Raw genomic sequence first — 16,813 nt, 5'->3', positions numbered from 1 at the left:
GAGGGGGCGATGCTCTATCTGGTCCAGACCTTCGCCCTTCCGCTCGTCGTGGCCCTCGTCGGCGGGCTCGCCGTGGGCTGGGTGACCTCCGACAAGGAGGACGAGGGCCCGAGCCCGCTTGCCGCGGCGGCGATGATCGCCTTCGCGCTGATGGTGGTGGCGGCGGCGCTTAAATGGGTGCCGGGCCGGCCGGGCCTGTGGCTCGACACGGCCGTGCTCTTCATCGGCGCCTATTTGATCGGCTGCGTCGTCGGCGCCTTCCTGCGCGTCTTCACCGACAAGGTCGAGGACAGTGTCGGCTCGCCGCTCGGCGACATGGTGGGGGCCGCGACCTCGACGGCCGGCGCGGTCAAGGCCGTGGCCGATGCGACGGGATCCGTCGCGCGCCTCGTCGGCGATGCCGCCGAGCGGCGCAACGCCGCGGCGGCCGCGGCGCCCCAGGCAGCGGCTGCGACGCCGGCGCCCCAGCCGACCGCCGCCGAGGCCATGGCGCAGGGCACGAAGCCGGTTGGAGAGACCGCACCGCGCGCCGGCAAGCCCGACGAACTCGAGCTCATTCGCGGCATCGGCCCGCAGAACGAGCGCAAGCTGCATGAGCTCGGCATCTACCATTTCGACCAGATCGCGGCCTGGACGCCGCAGGAGGCCCTCTGGGTCGGCGGCTATCTCGCCTTTCCCGGCCGCATCGAGCGGGAGGACTGGATCGGCCAGGCGAAGCTCCTCGCGAGCGGCGGCACCACCGCCCATGCCGAGAAGGTCAGGCGCGGCGAAATCCCGAGCACGCCCGACGCCTGAAACGACAAAGCCCCGGCCGGGGCCGGGGCTTGGGGTGCATCGGCAAGAGCCTTTGCGGTCAGATGAAGTAGTGGACGCCAGCGACGATGATGAGCGTCCAGACGACGAAGTTGGCGGTGATCGTGGCCGCCACGGCCTGGGTCGGAGACATGCGGAGCCCCATCGGCGAGAGGTTGCCGGGGCCGAAGCCCCTTGGCCTTCCGTTGTAGCGGAGGCGGGCCTCGCGTCGAGGAAAGCCTGAAGGAAAGGTTAACCGGCCGTCCCGGCGCGGGGCGGCCTCAGGCGGCCTGCGACAGCCGCCCGGCGATGTAGCGATGCTCCTGGGTGCGGCCACCGAAGCCATAGGCCTCCGCCCGGACATCGTGGACATAGACGTAGCTTTCGGGATGCAGGTCGCCGAGCAGGTCCGCCATGGCGGCGAAGATGGCGGCGACATAGGCGGCCTTCTCGTCCTTGGTGTTGGTGCCATCGACGATCTTGATGTCGAGGAAGAACGAGGCCTTGCCCTGCTCGGCGAGCGACGGGCCGGCGACGAACCAGTGGGTGGCGGGAACCTCGTCGATGGTCACGGCCGTGAGGTCCGGCCGCTTGCGCAGGATCTCGGCGGTGAGGCGGACGACGGTCTCGGCGATGGCCTTCGGGGCCGGGGCGACGGGTGCGGGCGTTGCGAACTTCACCTGGATGATGGGCATGGGAACCTCCGTGAACGGCGCCGGTCGGCGGCGCGGGATCACGATCGATCCGTTCCCTCATGGAAACAATTATCTGCTTCCAAGTCTCAGTTGTGACGAAACGGAATGAATAGAGCCACTCTGTCACGGCCGCGCGTGGATGCCTTGCGGCCGTGATCGTTGACCGCCCTGGACCCCGTTCGGATAGTCGCGGTCGAGCAGTGACGCGATAAGTCCTGCCGGGAGGATTGCGATGAACCGTTTCTATTGCGCTGTTTTTGCAGGTGTTCTGGCTCTTGCGGCCGTGCCGGCAATGGCGGAGGAGCCGCCGCTGGAGATCGTCGGCATGGGCTCATTCCATGTGGGCGGGCGTCTCGCCGAGATCACCGGCCAGCCGGTGCGCGAGATCACCTTCACGCCCGGCGGCACGCCGGCGAAGGTCGACCCCAACGGTCGCTATGCCGTCGAGCAGATGTATGTGCAATGGTTCCGGCCGCGGGCGCAGCGCGGGCGGGTGCCGCTGCTGCTGTGGCACGGCGGCGGACTGTCTGGCGTCACCTACGAGACGACGCCCGATGGCCGGGAAGGCTGGCTCAACTGGTTTCTCCGGCGGGGCTGGACGGTCTACAATTCCGATGCGGTCGAGCGGGGCCGGTCCGGCTGGGCACCGCCGGAGGTCTGGTCCGCTCCCGCGATTCACGTGCCGATCGGCAACCCGTTCGAGCGGTTTCGCATCGGCCAGGGCGAGGGCTCCTATAGCGATGATCCGGCGAAGCGCCGGGTGCTGCCCGGCAGCCAGTTTCCGGTCGAGGCCTATGACCAGTTCCCGCGCCAGCTCTCGCCGCGCTGGACCACCACCGACGAGCCGACGATCGCGGCCTATGTGGCGCTGGTCGACAAGGTCTGTCCCTGCGTGATCGTGTTCCACAGCCAGGCTGGGCAGTTCGGTTTCAAGGTGGCCCAGGCCCGTCCCGACAAGGTCCTGGCACTGGTCGCCGTCGAGCCTGCCGGTTTCGGCGATCCCGCGAAGGTTGACGTGCTCAAGAGCATTCCTTCGCTGATGATCTATGGGGACTTCATCGAGCAGGACAGCCGCTGGCCGACGATCCGGCGTAACGGCGTGGCCTTTGCCGAGCGGATCAGAGCTGCAGGTGGTTCGGTCGATGTCGTGGACCTGCCGGCGGCCGGCATTCGCGGCAATAGCCATATGCTGATGATGGACCGCAATTCCGGCGACGTCGCCCAGCTCATCCAGACTTGGCTACAGCGAAAGGGCCTCTGGCAGTAGAGGGCACCCTCCCGCCTCAGACGCTGCCGACGGTCTTCAGCCTGACGCGGGGATGGATTTCCGCCTGGCTGAGTACCGGCGTCTGGGCGCGGAAGCGCTCGACGATGGAGCGCACGAAGGGCCGGATGCCCGGGCTGGTGAGGAGCACCGGCGCCTCGCCCATGCGCGCGGCGTCCTCGAAGGCGTCGCGCACCAGCATGATGAATTCCGACAGGCGCGAGGGCTGCATGGCGAGCTGGCGGTCGTCGCCCTGGCCGACGATGGAGTCGGCGAAGGCCTGCTCCCATTGCGGCGACAGGGCGATGAGGGCGAGGCCGCCATCCATGCCGGCGAACTGGGCGCAGAGCTGGCGGGCGAGGCGCGTGCGCACATGCTCGGCGATCTGCGAGGGCGAGCGGGTGAAGGCGACCGCCTCGGCAATGCCCTCGAGGATGGTCGGCAGGTCGCGGATCGAGACGCGCTCGGTGAGGAGGGCCTGCAGCACGCGCTGGATGCCGGAAATGGTGATCTGGCCGGGGACGATGTCCTTGACGAGGTCGCCCTGCTCCTTCGGGAGGTCCTTGAGCAGCTTCTGCACCTCGGAATAGCTGAGGAGATCGGAGACATTGGCCTTGAGGATCTCGGTGAGGTGGGTCGAGAGCACGGTGGCCGCATCGACCACCGTGTAGCCGCGCACGCTCGCCTCTTCCTTCAGCGCGGCATCGACCCAGGTCGCCGGCAGGCCGAAGGTCGGCTCGGTCGTGTGGACGCCGGGGAGATCGACGCGGCCGCCGGCCGGATCCATGACCATGTACTGCATCGGCCAGATCTGGCCCTGGCCGGCATCCACCTCCTTGACGCGGATGATGTACTGGTTCGGCGGCAGTTGGACGTTGTCGAGGATGCGCACCGAGGGCATGACGAAGCCCATGTCGGCGGCCAGCTGGCGGCGCAGCGCCTTGATCTGGTCGGTCAGGCGGTCCGAACCGCCCTCGGACTGGACGAGCGGCAGCAGGCCGTAGCCAAGCTCGATCTTCAGGTCGTCGATCTTCAGGATCGAGGCGATGGGCTCCTCGGCCGGCGGCGCCGCGGCGGCGGCCGCCTCGGTGGCCACGGTCGCCTCGGCCTCCCGCGACAGGCGCTTGGCCTCCTCGCCGAGCGTGTAGGCGGCATAGCCGGCGAGCGCCGCGAGGCCGGCGAAGGGAATGAAGGGAATGCCGGGCAGCAGCGCCATGGCGCCCATGACGGCGGCGGAGAGGCCGAGCGCCTTCGGATAGCCTGTCAGCTGCTTCATCATGGCCTGGTCGGCCGAGCCGGTGACGCCGGCCTTGGAGACGAGCAGGCCGGCCGCGGTCGAGATGACCAGCGCCGGGATCTGGCTGACGAGGCCGTCGCCGACCGTCAGGATCGTGTAGGTGCGGGCCGCCTCCATGAAGGGCATGCCCTGCTGGGCGACGCCGATGATGAGGCCGGCGATGATGTTGATGAAGGTGATGAGCAGGCCGGCAATGGCGTCGCCCTTCACGAATTTCGAGGCGCCGTCCATGGCGCCGTAGAAGGCGCTTTCGTCCTCCAGCTCCTTGCGGCGGGTCTTGGCGGTCTTCTCGTCGATGAGGCCGGCCGACAGGTCGGCGTCGATCGCCATCTGCTTGCCGGGCATGGCGTCGAGGGAGAAGCGCGCCGCGACTTCGGCGATGCGGCCCGAGCCCTTGGTGATGACGATGAAGTTCACGATCACCAGGATGGCGAAGACGATGATGCCGATGACGAAGGAGCCACCCATCACGAAATTGCCGAAGGCCTCGATGACGTGGCCGGCGGCCGCCGTGCCCTCGTGGCCATGCGACAGGATGAGGCGCGTCGAGGCGAGGTTCAGCGCCAGCCGCAGCATGGTGGCGATGAGCAGCACCGTCGGGAAGGAGGAGAATTCCAGCGGCTTGTGAATGAACAGCGCGGTCATGAGGATCATGACCGAGGAGATGATCGACACCGCCAGCATCAGGTCGAGGATGATCGCCGGCAGCGGGAAGATCAGGATGATCAGGATGCCGATGACACCCGCGGCCATCCACAGGTCCGGCCGGCGCAGCCAGGCTGCCACGTCGCCGGCATTCATGCCGATGGCGTTGGCTGGCCGCGATCCTGACGTCACATCGGTCATGCGGGGTCCCCGGCCCGCAAAGGTGAACGGGCCCGGCAAGATTTGCCGGGCGTGTGGTTAACGGGGGGTTAAATCGGGGTGCGCGAACTGGACGCAGGGTGCGACCGTGCGAACGGCGCCGGAGGGCAGGATGATTGCCCGCGTCATGGCCAGAATGCGGCCAGTGATATAGCAGTCTTGACGTTGACTTTGCCGGTCATGACTAGTGTAGCATCAGGCTTGTATGGATCTTGCTGCTATTCCTGTGCGAGCGCCGGTCGCGAATGGAAATGTCCCAATGGATTTTGGTTTGCTCAGACCCTTCAGGATTACCCTTTTGTTTTTCCCCCTGATAGGTCTCTTGGGCGGATGTTCGTGGATCGCCGTGCATATTCATGGCTCCGATCTCGATCACCGCCCCTTGGATCGCGTTGTGAATGAGCATGGCCTGCCCTCCTCCTGGACTTCTGGAGGGCACAAAGGCGAGAGACTGGAAGAAGCAATCCGAGAATTTGCGATCCGTGAGGGCGCGAGTGGCTTGTTGCTGGGTTACGAGTCCCGTTGTCTGCAGGGTTGCAGGATCATGAAGGAGGCCACGACGTCTACAGCAGTGAACGGCTTTGCCGCTCCAACTGCCACTGAGACCGTGCGATGGGAAATCACCATCGACCCGAGGGTCAATCCTCGAGAGAGGGATTTCGTGCGGGTTGTGATGACGTGTCAGAGATTGCCGTCCGGCCTCCAGTACGGTTCCACATGCTGACGGTGTGACAGCCGCCGACGACCCCCGTCACTCGGTCCGGCACCTTTGAAGGCGGAACAACACCGCCCGAGCCGAAAAGCGTCGCCGCGTTAACCATCCGGTAACCACCAACCCGGCAAATCTTGCCCAGCGGTTCGGCGCGGCGCCGGACGAAGCTTCATCGGGCGGCTGGTGGCGTCTTGAACGGCATGCTGGAGTTCACGAAGAAACTGGGGGCCCCGCGGCTGGCGGCCATGGGCGCGGTCGCGCTCGGCCTCGTCGGCTTCTTCGTCTATATCATCTTGAGGATGAGCCAGCCGCAGATGTCGCTGCTGTTCTCGGACCTCACCCTCGAAGACTCCTCCGCCATCGTGAAGGAGCTGGAGCGCCGCCAGGTGCGCTTCCAGCTGCGCAATGACGGCGCACAGGTCTTCGTGCCGCAGGACCAGGTGGCCCGCGTCCGCCTGCAGCTCGCCGAGGGCGGCATGCCGCGCGGCGGCGGCGTCGGCTACGAGATCTTCGACAAGGGCGATGCGCTCTCCTCGACCTCCTTCGTCCAGGGCATGAACCAGCTGCGCGCCCTCGAGGGCGAGCTTGCCCGCACCATCCGCGGCATCGAGCGCGTGCAGAGCGCCCGTGTCCATCTCGTCCTTCCCGAGCGGGCGCTGTTCTCCCGCGAGCGCTCCGAGCCCTCGGCCTCCATCGTCTTGCGGGTGCGCGGCGGCCTCGAGCCGGCGCAGATCCGCGCCATCCGCCACCTTGTCGCCTCCGCCGTGCGCGGCCTGTCGCCGCAGCGCATTTCCATCGTCGACGAGGGCGGCCGCCTTCTCGCCGATGGTGCGGGCGATGCCTCGGGCATGATGGGCTCGACGGTGGACGAGCGGAAGGCCGGCCAGGAGCGCCGCCTGCGCGAACAGGTCGAGAGCATCATCGCCTCGGTGGTCGGCCCCGGCCGCGCCCGGGTCCAGGTCACGGCCGACATGGACTTCAACCGCATCACCCAGACGCTCGACGATTTCGACCCGGAGCGCCGCGTCGTGCGATCGACCCAGACCCGCGAGGAGCAGTCGAGCTCCAACGAGGGCCGCGAGGGCCAGGTCACGGTGGGCAACGAACTGCCCGGCGCCAACCAGGGCGGCGCCGGCAACAATTCCCGCGAGGCGAGCCGCAAGACCGAGGAAACGGTCAATTACGAGATCGCCCGCACCCAGCGGACCGAGGTGATCGAGGCGGGCCGGGTGAAGCGTGTCTCGGTGGCGGTGCTGGTCGACGGCATCTATGCCCGCGACGCGCAGGGCAACGTCAACTACCAGCCGCGCTCGGCCGAGGAGCTCGACCGCATCGGCGCGCTGGTGCGCTCGGCCATCGGCTTCGACCAGCGCCGCGGCGACCAGATCGAGATTGTCAACCTGCGCTTTGCCGAGGCGCCGCAGCTCGCCGCTCCCGAGGCGCCGAAGCCCTGGTGGATGGTCTACGATTTCACCAAGGACGACATCCGCTACGCCATCGAGATGGCGGTGCTGCTGCTGGTGTCGCTCCTCGTGCTGCTCTTCGTGGTCCGGCCGCTGATGCGCCGCATCATGGCGCCGGAGGAAGAGCGCGCGGCCGCCATCGCCGCAGGCGCTTCATCCGCCGGCGGCGGCGCGGCGGGCGGCGCATCGGGGGCCGCGGGCGGCAACGCCGAGGGCGAAGAGGGCGTGACCGCCGGCAAGCTCGCAGCCCCACCGCTCGTCCCCGGCATCGAGAACGCCACGATGAAGATGATCGAGATGGCGCAGATCAAGGGCGAGGTGCACCAGGCCTCCCTCACCAAGGTGAGCGAGCTCGTCGACAAGAACCCGCATGAGACCGTGGCCATCATTCGTCAGTGGCTGAATGACGCGGAGCCGAAGCAGTGACCGTTGCCCAGATCCAACGCGACGCCGAATTCACACAGGCCCTTGCCGCCCTCGCCAGCGACGGGCGCGTGAACACCCTCGCCGCCAAGAACCTCACCGGTCAACAGCGTGCCGCGATCCTCATGCTGACGCTCGGTGACAAGGTCTCGGCGCGCATCTGGAAGCTGCTCGACGACGACGAGATCCGCGTGCTTTCCATCGCCATGTCGCAGCTCGGCACTGTCGAGCCGGATGTGGTCGAAAGCCTCATGCTCGAATTCGTCGGGCGCCTGTCGGCTGCCGGCGGCCTGATGGGCAATTTCGACGCGACCGAGCGCCTCCTCGCCCAGTTCATGCCGCCCGAGCGCGTCTCCATGCTGATGGAGGAGATCCGGGGCCCGGCGGGCCGCAACATGTGGGAGAAGCTCTCCAACGTGCAGGAGCAGGTGCTCGCCAACTACCTGAAGAACGAGTACCCGCAGACGGTCGCGGTCGTGCTGTCCAAGATCAAGCCGGAGCATGCCGGCCGCGTCCTCGCCATCCTGCCCGAGGAGTTCGCCCTCGACGTCGTCGGCCGCATGCTGAAGATGGAGGCGATCCAGAAGGACGTGCTGGAGCGCATCGAGCAGACGCTGCGCACCGAGTTCATGTCGAACCTTTCGCAGACCTCGCGGCGCGACAGCCACGAGGCCATGGCGGAGATCTTCAACTCCTTCGACCGCCAGACCGAGACGCGCTTCCTGACCGCGCTGGAGGAGCAGAACCGCGACTCCGCCGAGCGCATCAAGAATCTCATGTTCACCTTCGACGATCTCGCCAAGCTCGATGCCGGCTCGGCGCAGACGCTGGTCCGCCAGGTCGACAAGGACAAGCTCGCCGTCGCGCTCAAGGGCGCCAGCCAGACCATGCGCGACTTCTTCCTCGCGCAGATGTCGACCCGCGCGGCGAAGATGATGCAGGACGACATGCAGGCGCTGGGTCCGATGCGTCTGAAGGACGTCGACGAGGCCCAGGGCATCCTGGTCAACCTCGCCAAGGATCTCGCCGCCAAGGGCGAGATCATGATCACCAAGAATCGCGCCGACGACGAACTGGTCTTCTGAGGAACGGAACGTGGCGGCACCGGTCAAATTCCTCTTCGACACGGAATTCGCGCAGGAGGCGAAACGCGCCGCCGAGCCGAAGATCGCGTTGACGGATCATCACCAGCTCCTCGCGCTGGCCCGCCAGGAAGGGCAGGCCGCCGGCTTTGTCGCCGGCGAAGCGCAGGCCATGGCCTCCATCGAGCGGCAGCGGGCGCTGGCACTGGGCGTGCTCGGCGACCGGCTCGACGGGGCGGTGGCGGCGCTGGAGCGCATCGAGGGCCGGCTCGAGGCCGAGGCCATCGACATCGCTGTGGCGGTCGCCAACAAGCTCGCCGGCACGCTGGTGGCGCGCGAGCCGATGGACGAGATCCGCCGCCTGGTCGCTGATTGCTTCGCCAACCTGCGCGGCGTGCCGCATCTCGTCGTCCGCGTGAACGATGCCCTGCTCGATGATGCCAGCACCGAGCTGACGCGCCTTGCCGCGGAGCGCGGCTTCGACGGGCGCCTCGTCATCCTCGCCGAACCGTCCATCGCGGTCGGTGACTGCCGCATCGAATGGTCGACGGGCGGCATCATGCTCGACCGCGACGAGATTGCCGCCCGGATCGCCGAGGCGGTCGGCCGCTACATCGCCTCCAGCCATGCCGTGACCGGAGACTTCTCATGAGCAACCCGAATGATCCCGGCATGACCCTTCCCGATCTCGAGAGCGAGGGGATGGACGTCGTTCCCGGCGCCAATGCCGGCTTTCCCGTCGAAGGCGACGATGACGCGGCAGCGAAGGAGGCGGCCGATCTGGAGGCCATCTTCGACGTTCCCGTCAACGTCTCCGCCGTGCTGGGGCGCTCCCGCATGGATGTGGGCGAGCTGCTGAAGCTCGGTCCCGGCACCGTGCTGGAGCTCGACCGCAAGGTCGGTGAAGCCATCGACATCTATGTGAACGATCGTCTCGTCGCCCGCGGCGAGGTGGTCCTCGTCGAGGACCGTCTCGGCGTGACCATGACTGAAATCATCAAGGCCGAACGCTGAAGGGACCGGGACGATGCGACTCCTGATCGTCGGAACTCTCAAGGGCCAGCTCTCCATCGCCACCAAGATGGCGGTGGAGAAGGGCGCGGCCGTCACCAATGCGGAGGACGTGGAAACCGCGCTCCGCGTCATGCGCGCCAAGGGCGCCGACCTCGTCATGATCGACGTGGCGGTGGATGTGCGCCAGCTCGTCCAGGCCTTCGCCGACGAGATGATCGCGGTGCCGGTGGTGGCCTGCGGCACCTCGAACGATGCGCGCGCCGCGGTCGCCGCCATCCATGCGGGCGCCAAGGAATACATCCCGCTGCCGCCCGATCCGGAGCTGATCGCCGCCGTCCTGGCTGCGGTGGCGGACGATGCCAAGCAGCTGATCTACCGCGACGAGGCCATGGCCCGGGTCGTCCAGCTCGCCAACCAGGTGGCGGCCTCGGAAGCCTCCATCCTCATCACCGGCGAGAGCGGCACGGGCAAGGAAGTGCTCGCCCGCTACGTCCACGCCAAGTCGAACCGCGCCAAGGCGCCCTTCGTCGCGGTGAACTGCGCGGCGATCCCCGACAATCTCCTGGAGAGCGAGCTCTTCGGCCATGAGAAGGGCGCCTTCACCGGCGCGGTTGCCCGCCGCGTCGGCAAGTTCGAGGAGGCCAATGGCGGCACGCTGCTGCTCGACGAAATTTCCGAGATGGACATCCGCCTGCAGTCGAAGCTGCTGCGCGCCATCCAGGAGCGGGTGATCGACCGCGTCGGCGGCACCCGGCCCGTGCCGGTGGACATCCGCATCCTCGCCACCTCCAACCGCAACCTCTCCGAGGAAGTGCGCAAGGGCACCTTCCGCGAGGACCTGCTCTACCGCCTCAACGTCGTGAACCTGAAGCTGCCGCCGCTGCGCGAGCGCCCGGCCGACATCCTCGAACTCGCCGGCCATTTCGCCAAGAAATATGCCGAGGCCAACGGTATGCCGCCGAAAGTGCTCTCGGCCGAGGCGCGCCGGCAGCTGACCGTCGCCCGCTGGCCGGGCAATGTCCGCGAGCTCGAGAACACGCTGCATCGCGCCGTGCTGCTCTCGACCGGTCCTGAGATCGATGTCGACGCCATCCGCACCCCCGATGGCGCCCGCCTCGACGAGCGCCGCGGCCCCGATGCGGTGGCGGCGCAGGCGGCGATCGCAGCGGAAGCCGTGACGCGTGGCCTCGTCGGCCGCACGGTGGCGGATGTCGAGCGCGACCTCATCCTCGACACGCTCGGCCACACGCTGGGGAACCGGACCCATGCCGCGAACATCCTCGGCATTTCGATCCGGACGCTGCGCAACAAGCTGAACCAGTATGCCGACGAGGGCCATGCCATTCCGCCGCCGCCGCAGGGCGAGGCGCGCTATGAGGCCCGCTACGGCTGAGCCGGATTACGATGCCTTCGTCTGCCCGCCCTTCGCCGAGGGGCGGGCGCCACGGCAGCGGTCCGAGCAATAGCGGACCTCGTCCCAGACGCGCTCCCACTTCTTGCGCCAGGCGAAAGGCCGGCCGCAGCTGGCGCAAGTCTTGGTCGGCAGGTCCGCCTTGCGGATCATCTTCGCCACGCCGGCACTCCCTTCCCCTGAACCGCCCCCCGCCCTGACGCGTATCACCCTCACCGGCGGGCTTGAGCATCGGGCTCGGCCGGCGGCAGGCAGGGCATCATGGCGGACACCTATCTCATCTACGGCGGCGCGGGCGGCATCGGATCGGCGCTGGCGCGGCGGCTGCGTGCGAAGGGCTATGGCGTCCATCTGGTCTCGCGGGACGCCGATCGCCTCGCGGCGCTCGCCGGCGAGATCGGCGCCACCTGGACCGCCGCCGACGTCACTGACCGCGAGGCCATCGCCACCGCCACGGCCGCCGCCGGCCCGAGCCTTGCCGGCCTTGCCTATTGCGTTGGCTCCATCAACCTGAAGCCGGTGGCGCGGCTGACGGATGCCGATTTCACCCGGGATTTCGAGATCAATGCGCTGGGCGCGGTCCGCGCGGTCCAGGCGGCTCTTCCCGCCCTGAAGGCCTATGAGGGCGAGACCGCCTCCATCCTGCTCGTTTCGACGGTCGCGGTGGCGCAGGGCTTCTCCGCCCATGCCTCCGTCTCCATGGCCAAGGGTGCCGTCGAGGGGCTCACCGTGGCGCTCGCCGCAGAGCTCGCGCCGAAGATCCGCGTCAATTGCGTCGCCCCCTCGCTCACCCGCACGCCGCTGGCGCAGGGCCTGACCTCCAACGAGACCATGGCCAAGGCCATCGCCGCGCTGCATGCGATCCCGCGCCTCGGCGAGGCGGATGATGTCGCGGCGCTCGGCGCGCTCCTCCTCGACCGCGATGCCGGCTGGATCACGGGCCAGATCATCGGCGTCGATGGCGGCCGCTCCATGCTGCGCACCAAGGGCTGAAGACGTGGCCGTCCTGCGCGTCGTCCTCGGCGACCAGCTGACGCGCGAGGTCGCGGCTCTGGATGGCCTCGACCCGGCCCGCGACGTGGTGCTGATGGTCGAGGTAGCGGACGAGACCCGCTACGTGCCGCACCACAAGCAGAAGATCGTCTTCATCCTCTCGGCGATGCGGCACTTCGCCGAGGAGCTGAAGGCCGAGGGCATCGCGGTTGATTACGTCCGCCTCGATGATCCCGAGAACACCGGCAGCTTCACCGGCGAGCTGAAGCGGGCGCTGGCCCGCCACGCGGTCGAGCGCATCGTCGCGACCGAGCCGGGCGAGTGGCGCGTCCGCGCCATGATGGAGACATGGGGCGCGGAGACCGGCCTGCCGGTGGAGATCCGCGAGGACGACCGCTTCATCGCCTCGCGCGGCCGTTTCGCCCGCTGGGCCGAGGGCCGCAAGGGCTTCCGCATGGAGTTCTTCTATCGGGAGATGCGGCGGGAGACGGGCCTTCTCATGGAAGAGGGCGAGCCGGTCGGCGGGCAATGGAACTTCGATGCCGACAACCGCAAGCCGCTGCCGAAAGGCGCGCGGCTGCCCTCCCGGCTGCGCTTCGCGCCCGATGCCATCACCCGCGAAGTGATGGCCCTGGTCGCGTCGCGCTGCCCCGACCATTTCGGTGACCTCGAGCCTTTCGGCTGGGCCGTCACCCGCCCCGATGCGCTTGAGGCGCTCGACCATTTCATCACCGAGGCGCTGCCGTTCTTCGGCGACGTGCAGGACGCGATGAAGCGCGGGGAGCCCTTCCTCTATCACGGCCTCGTCTCGCCCTATCTCAATGCCGGCCTGCTGACGGCGCGCGAGGTCTGCCTCGCGGCGGAGAGCGCCTATCGCAGGGGCGCCGCGCCGCTCAATGCGGTCGAGGGCTTCATCCGCCAGATCCTAGGCTGGCGGGAATATGTCCGCGGCATCTACTGGCACCAAATGCCGGCCTATGCCGAGACCAACGCGCTGGGTGCGACCCGCCCGCTGCCGTGGTTCTACTGGTCCGGCGAGACGGATCTCGCCTGTATCGCCGAGGTGGTCGGCGACACCCGCCGCCACGCCTATGCCCACCATATCCAGCGGCTCATGGTCACCGGCAATTTCGCGCTGCTCGCCGGTATCCGCCCGGCGGAGATCGAGGCCTGGTATCTCGCCGTCTATGTCGACGCCTTCGACTGGGTCGAGCTGCCGAATGTCCACGGGATGGTGATGTTCGCCGACGGTGGCCTGCTCGCCTCCAAGCCCTATGCGGCGTCGGGGGCCTATATCGACCGCATGTCCGACTATTGCGCCGGCTGCGCCTATGACCCGAAGGTGAAGGTCGGGGAGGGGGCCTGCCCCTTCAACCTGCTCTACTGGCACTTCATCGACGCCAATGCGGGCAAGCTCAAGGGCAACCCCCGCATGGCCATGCCCTACAAGACCTGGGAGAAGATGGAGGCCGGCCGCAAGGCGCAGATCCTTGAGGAGGCGGAAGCCTTTCTCGACGCGCTCTCGCCGGAGCCGACCAGGCCCGCGGCGAAGGCCGGCCAGATGGCCCTCGACATCTGACGCCGCCGGCCTCCGCCGTCCGGCGGGGCTTCCCTCATCCCGGTCGATCGGCTTTCATGCGTCGTGTCGATACACGTCACGAAACAATTGGTCCGGAACGCTCCCCATGGCTCTTCCCGCTTCGCTCGCCAGCCGGCTCCAGCTGCCGCTGATCGGCTCGCCGCTGTTCATCGTGTCGAATCCGGACCTCGTCATCGCCCAGTGCAAGGCCGGCATCGTCGGCTCCTTCCCGGCGCTGAACGCCCGGCCCGGCCCGGTGCTGGAGGACTGGCTGAAGCGCATCACCGAAGAGCTCGGCGCCTATGACGAGGCGCATCCGAACGCTCCCTCGGCGCCCTTCGCTGTGAACCAGATCGTCCACAAGTCCAACGACCGGCTCATGCACGACATGGAGCTGTGCGTGAAATACAAGGTGCCGGTGGTCATCACCTCGCTCGGTGCGCGGCCCGAGATCAACGAGGCGGTGCATTCCTATGGCGGCATCACCTTCCACGACATCATCAACATCACCCACGCCAAGAAGGCGCTGGAGAAGGGCGCCGATGGCCTGATCGCGGTGGCTGCGGGCGCCGGCGGCCATGCCGGCACGCTGTCGCCGCTGGCGCTGATCCAGGAGATCCGCGAGTTCTTCGATGGGCCCCTGGCGCTGTCGGGCGCCATCGCCACCGGCCGCTCGATCCTTGCGGCCCAGGCCATGGGCGCCGATGTCGGTTATATGGGCTCGGCCTTCATCGCCACGAAGGAGGCCAATGCCTCCGAGGCCTACAAGAACGCCATCGTCGAGGGCACGGCCGGCGACATCGTCTATTCCAACCTCTTCACCGGCGTGCACGGCAACTACCTGCGCGCCTCCATCGTCAATGCGGGCATGGATCCGGACAACCTGCCGGAGAGCGATCCGTCCAAGATGAGCTTTGGCTCCGGCGGTTCGGAGAAGAGCAAGGCCTGGCGCGACATCTGGGGCTCCGGCCAGGGCATCGGCGCCATCAAGGCGGTGGAGAGCGCCGGCGAGTTCATCGCCCGGCTGAAGCGCGAATATGCCGAGGCCTATCGCAGCCTGCAGGGCGTCACCTCCTGGCCGCTGAAGACGGCCCAGCGCCTCGCCAGCTGAGAGCAGTCCCCCAAAACTCTTGACGGCGCGGTCCGCCGCGCCATCCTTGACCCATCCCCCGACTGCCGCCGGCCTCGACGCCGGCGGTTGAACCATGCCGCCGCGGTGTCACCGCAGGCGGGCCAACATGCTTTCGGGGAGCCCTGCCATGACCGACGTGAATGATGCCGCCGCCGCCTTGCCGCGCCAGCCGGAGCCGATGGTGCGCGCCGCGACCATCGACGACATCAAGGGAGCGCTGGAGGCCGGCTGGGCCGACCTCAAGGCTGCGCCGCTCTTCGGACTGTTCTTCGGGGCGATCTACTGGCTCGGCGGCCTCGCGCTCATCATCCTGCCGGCGCAGTTCGGTTACGCTTGGGCGGTGTTTCCGCTCGCCGCCGGCTTCGCGCTGATCGGCCCCTTCGTGGCGGTCGGCCTCTATGAGGTGTCGCGCCTGCGGGAGCAGGGCGTCACGCCGACCTGGAGCGCGGTGCTCGGCACGGTCTGGCGGCAGGGCGGGCGGGAGCTCTCCTGGCTAGCCTTCCTCACCATCTTCATCTTCATCATCTGGATGTACCAGGTGCGGATGCTCTACGCGCTGTTCTTCGGCTTCGCGAGCCTCGATCCAGTGCTCTTCGCCAAGGCGCTGTTCCTCACCACCGACGGCTGGACGTTCCTCGCCGTCGGGACCTGCGTCGGCGCCTGCATGGCGCTGTTCACCTTCTCCATCACTGTCGTGTCCTTCCCGCTCCTCCTCGACCGCGACTACGACGTGGTGACCGCGATCATCACCTCGGTGCGCACGGTCCAGGCGAGCCCGACGGTGATGCTGGGATGGGGGGCGATCACCGCGGTGACGGTCTTCCTCGCCATGACGCCGTTCTTCGCCGGGCTGCTCCTCGTCCTGCCGCTCTGGGGCCATGCGACCTGGCATCTCTACCGGCGGCTGGTGAGCTTCCCGCCCGCCGGCTGACGCCTGCGGCGAGCTGTCTGCCCCATATGGCAAAGTTCTTGCGTGAAACCGCGCCGTGACGGATCGGCCGCGCCCTGCGGCCCACCAGCGGAGCCAGACCCATGACCATCGGCAAGACCCCAAGCCACATGATCTCGCGGCGCGCCGCCACGGCCGGCCTCGGGCTCGCCCTCTTTGCCCCGGCCGTGCGTGCGCAGACGCTGACGCCCATCAAGTTCACGCTGGGCTGGAAGACCCAGGGCTCCGACGCCCCCTATTTCGTCGCCCGCGACAAGGGCTATTTCCGCGCCGCCGGCCTCGACGTGACCATCGACCAGGGCGAGGGCTCGGGCGCCACCGTCACCCGCATCATGGGCGGTGCCTATGATGCAGGCTTCGGCGACATCAATGCGATCATTCAGAATGCAGCGACGCGGCCGACCGAGACCCCGGTCATGGTCTACCAGATGTGGAACCAGCCGCCCTTCTCCTTCGTGGCGAAGAAGTCGGCCGGCATCACCACCATCAAGGACCTCGAAGGCAAGAAGCTCGGCGGCGCCCCGGGCACGCCCACGACCCGCCTGCTGCCGGTCTTCGCCCGCGCCAACAATCTCGACCTGTCGAAGCTGACCGTCACCAGCATGGCGCCGAACCTGCAGGAGCCCATGCTGATCCAGGGCCAGATCGACGCGGCGCTGGTCTTCAACATCACCAGCTACTTCAACCTGGTGCTCAACCGGCAGGACCCCGACAAGGACTTCGTCTGGTTCGCCTTCGGCGACTACGGCCTCGACCTCTATTCCAACGGCATGATGGTCTCGCAGAAGCTGATCCGCGAGAACCCGCAGGCCGTGGCCGGCCTCGTGCGCGCTGTCAACCGCGCCAATCTCGAGGTCGCGGGCGACCAGGAAATGGGCATGGCGGCGGTCCGCAACTATGACGGCCTGGTCAACATCCCCGTCGAGAAGCGCCGGCTGCAGTACGCCTTCGACAAGCTGATCGTCTCGCCGGAGCTCAAGGAGATCGGCGCCGGCGACGTGAAGGATGATCGCCTCGCCCGCGCCATCGGCATGGTGGTCACCGGCTACGAGCTGCCGCGCGCACCCTCGCCGGCCGAGGTGTTCAACCGGGCGTTCCTCCCCGCGCGCTCGGAGCGCGAGATGAGCTACCGGATGACCTGAC

Annotated in this window: 16 protein-coding genes; 12 read left to right on the top strand and 4 right to left on the bottom strand. The window is 67.8% G+C overall.

Features of this window, described 5'->3' with window-relative positions:
- The first annotated feature begins 9 nt into the window (after positions 1–9).
- Entirely contained in the window at positions 10–795 is a 786-nt protein-coding gene (locus C8P69_RS12795) for a hypothetical protein (RefSeq protein WP_108177737.1), read from the top strand.
- Positions 796–1,073: 278 nt separating this feature from the next.
- Here the strand turns inward: C8P69_RS12795 and C8P69_RS12790 are convergent, their stop codons facing one another.
- Complete coding sequence (locus C8P69_RS12790; RefSeq protein WP_108177735.1) at positions 1,074–1,487, bottom strand: tautomerase family protein; 414 nt, start codon at positions 1,485–1,487, stop codon at positions 1,074–1,076.
- Between the two features lie 232 nt (positions 1,488–1,719).
- Here C8P69_RS12790 and C8P69_RS12785 point away from each other — a divergent pair, with 232 nt between their 5' ends.
- On the top strand, positions 1,720–2,754 hold the full coding sequence (locus C8P69_RS12785) for an alpha/beta hydrolase (protein ID WP_108177732.1): 1,035 nt from the start codon (positions 1,720–1,722) through the stop codon (positions 2,752–2,754).
- Between the two features lie 16 nt (positions 2,755–2,770).
- On the opposite strand, the gene flhA is transcribed toward C8P69_RS12785, so the two are convergent.
- Positions 2,771–4,894: a flagellar biosynthesis protein FlhA gene (gene flhA, locus C8P69_RS12780; protein ID WP_108177730.1), complete on the bottom strand. Its 2,124-nt coding sequence runs from the start codon at positions 4,892–4,894 to the stop codon at positions 2,771–2,773.
- Positions 4,895–5,096: 202 nt separating this feature from the next.
- Positions 5,097–5,318, bottom strand: a complete 222-nt coding sequence (locus tag C8P69_RS12775; protein WP_108177728.1) for a hypothetical protein — start codon at positions 5,316–5,318, stop codon at positions 5,097–5,099.
- A 497-nt stretch (positions 5,319–5,815) separates the two neighbouring features.
- On the opposite strand from C8P69_RS12775, the gene fliF reads away from it, so the two are divergent.
- Genes fliF through flbD form a run of 5 tightly spaced genes read left to right on the top strand, consistent with a single transcriptional unit; the run spans position 5,816 to position 10,999 of the window.
- The gene (gene fliF, locus C8P69_RS12770; protein WP_108177727.1) at positions 5,816–7,513 is read left to right on the top strand and encodes a flagellar basal-body MS-ring/collar protein FliF; all 1,698 of its coding nucleotides are present in this window, start codon (positions 5,816–5,818) and stop codon (positions 7,511–7,513) included.
- The gene (gene fliG / locus C8P69_RS12765; protein WP_245902018.1) at positions 7,510–8,595 is read left to right on the top strand and encodes a flagellar motor switch protein FliG; all 1,086 of its coding nucleotides are present in this window, start codon (positions 7,510–7,512) and stop codon (positions 8,593–8,595) included. Before fliF ends, fliG begins: the two co-directional genes overlap by 4 nt.
- 10 nt (positions 8,596–8,605) lie before the next feature.
- Positions 8,606–9,244, top strand: coding sequence for a FliH/SctL family protein (locus C8P69_RS12760; protein ID WP_108177725.1), 639 nt, complete (start codon positions 8,606–8,608; stop codon positions 9,242–9,244).
- Positions 9,245–9,294: 50 nt separating this feature from the next.
- Complete coding sequence (gene fliN, locus C8P69_RS12755) at positions 9,295–9,606, top strand: flagellar motor switch protein FliN (RefSeq protein ID WP_245902045.1); 312 nt, start codon at positions 9,295–9,297, stop codon at positions 9,604–9,606.
- 13 nt (positions 9,607–9,619) lie between these two features.
- Positions 9,620–10,999, top strand: coding sequence for a sigma-54-dependent transcriptional regulator FlbD (gene flbD, locus C8P69_RS12750; RefSeq protein ID WP_108177723.1), 1,380 nt, complete (start codon positions 9,620–9,622; stop codon positions 10,997–10,999).
- A gap of 6 nt (positions 11,000–11,005) precedes the next feature.
- On the opposite strand, the gene C8P69_RS12745 is transcribed toward flbD, so the two are convergent.
- On the bottom strand, positions 11,006–11,179 hold the full coding sequence (locus tag C8P69_RS12745; RefSeq protein WP_211353825.1) for a DUF2256 domain-containing protein: 174 nt from the start codon (positions 11,177–11,179) through the stop codon (positions 11,006–11,008).
- A 99-nt stretch (positions 11,180–11,278) separates the two neighbouring features.
- Between C8P69_RS12745 and C8P69_RS12740 the strand changes: the two genes are divergently transcribed.
- The 5 genes from C8P69_RS12740 to C8P69_RS12720 all read left to right on the top strand — a co-directional run bounded on the left by C8P69_RS12740 (position 11,279) and on the right by C8P69_RS12720 (position 16,812).
- Positions 11,279–12,010, top strand: coding sequence for an SDR family NAD(P)-dependent oxidoreductase (locus tag C8P69_RS12740; RefSeq protein ID WP_108177721.1), 732 nt, complete (start codon positions 11,279–11,281; stop codon positions 12,008–12,010).
- A 4-nt stretch (positions 12,011–12,014) separates the two neighbouring features.
- Entirely contained in the window at positions 12,015–13,589 is a 1,575-nt protein-coding gene (locus C8P69_RS12735) for a cryptochrome/photolyase family protein (RefSeq protein ID WP_108177719.1), read from the top strand.
- A gap of 106 nt (positions 13,590–13,695) precedes the next feature.
- The gene (locus tag C8P69_RS12730; protein ID WP_108177717.1) at positions 13,696–14,700 is read left to right on the top strand and encodes an NAD(P)H-dependent flavin oxidoreductase; all 1,005 of its coding nucleotides are present in this window, start codon (positions 13,696–13,698) and stop codon (positions 14,698–14,700) included.
- 148 nt (positions 14,701–14,848) lie between these two features.
- Complete coding sequence (locus C8P69_RS12725; RefSeq protein WP_245902017.1) at positions 14,849–15,652, top strand: DUF2189 domain-containing protein; 804 nt, start codon at positions 14,849–14,851, stop codon at positions 15,650–15,652.
- Positions 15,653–15,780: 128 nt separating this feature from the next.
- Positions 15,781–16,812: an ABC transporter substrate-binding protein gene (locus C8P69_RS12720; protein ID WP_108178115.1), complete on the top strand. Its 1,032-nt coding sequence runs from the start codon at positions 15,781–15,783 to the stop codon at positions 16,810–16,812.
- Position 16,813: the final 1 nt, after the last annotated feature.

Source organism: Phreatobacter oligotrophus (assembly GCF_003046185.1).
GTDB classification, from domain to species: domain Bacteria; phylum Pseudomonadota; class Alphaproteobacteria; order Rhizobiales; family Phreatobacteraceae; genus Phreatobacter; species Phreatobacter oligotrophus.
The sequence above is the reverse complement of the archived record's forward strand: the minus strand, read 5'-3'. Positions and strand labels throughout refer to the sequence as shown.

Coding starts and splice junctions, on each gene's coding strand:
- C8P69_RS12795 (WP_108177737.1), top strand. CDS start 10: ATGCTCTATCTGGTCCAGACCTTCGCCCTTCCGCTCGTCGTGGCCCTC.
- C8P69_RS12790 (WP_108177735.1), bottom strand. CDS start 1,487: ATGCCCATCATCCAGGTGAAGTTCGCAACGCCCGCACCCGTCGCCCCG.
- C8P69_RS12785 (WP_108177732.1), top strand. CDS start 1,720: ATGAACCGTTTCTATTGCGCTGTTTTTGCAGGTGTTCTGGCTCTTGCG.
- flhA (WP_108177730.1), bottom strand. CDS start 4,894: ATGACCGATGTGACGTCAGGATCGCGGCCAGCCAACGCCATCGGCATG.
- C8P69_RS12775 (WP_108177728.1), bottom strand. CDS start 5,318: ATGCTCATTCACAACGCGATCCAAGGGGCGGTGATCGAGATCGGAGCC.
- fliN (WP_245902045.1), top strand. CDS start 9,295: ATGGACGTCGTTCCCGGCGCCAATGCCGGCTTTCCCGTCGAAGGCGAC.
- flbD (WP_108177723.1), top strand. CDS start 9,620: ATGCGACTCCTGATCGTCGGAACTCTCAAGGGCCAGCTCTCCATCGCC.
- C8P69_RS12740 (WP_108177721.1), top strand. CDS start 11,279: ATGGCGGACACCTATCTCATCTACGGCGGCGCGGGCGGCATCGGATCG.
- C8P69_RS12730 (WP_108177717.1), top strand. CDS start 13,696: ATGGCTCTTCCCGCTTCGCTCGCCAGCCGGCTCCAGCTGCCGCTGATC.
- C8P69_RS12725 (WP_245902017.1), top strand. CDS start 14,849: ATGACCGACGTGAATGATGCCGCCGCCGCCTTGCCGCGCCAGCCGGAG.
- C8P69_RS12720 (WP_108178115.1), top strand. CDS start 15,781: ATGATCTCGCGGCGCGCCGCCACGGCCGGCCTCGGGCTCGCCCTCTTT.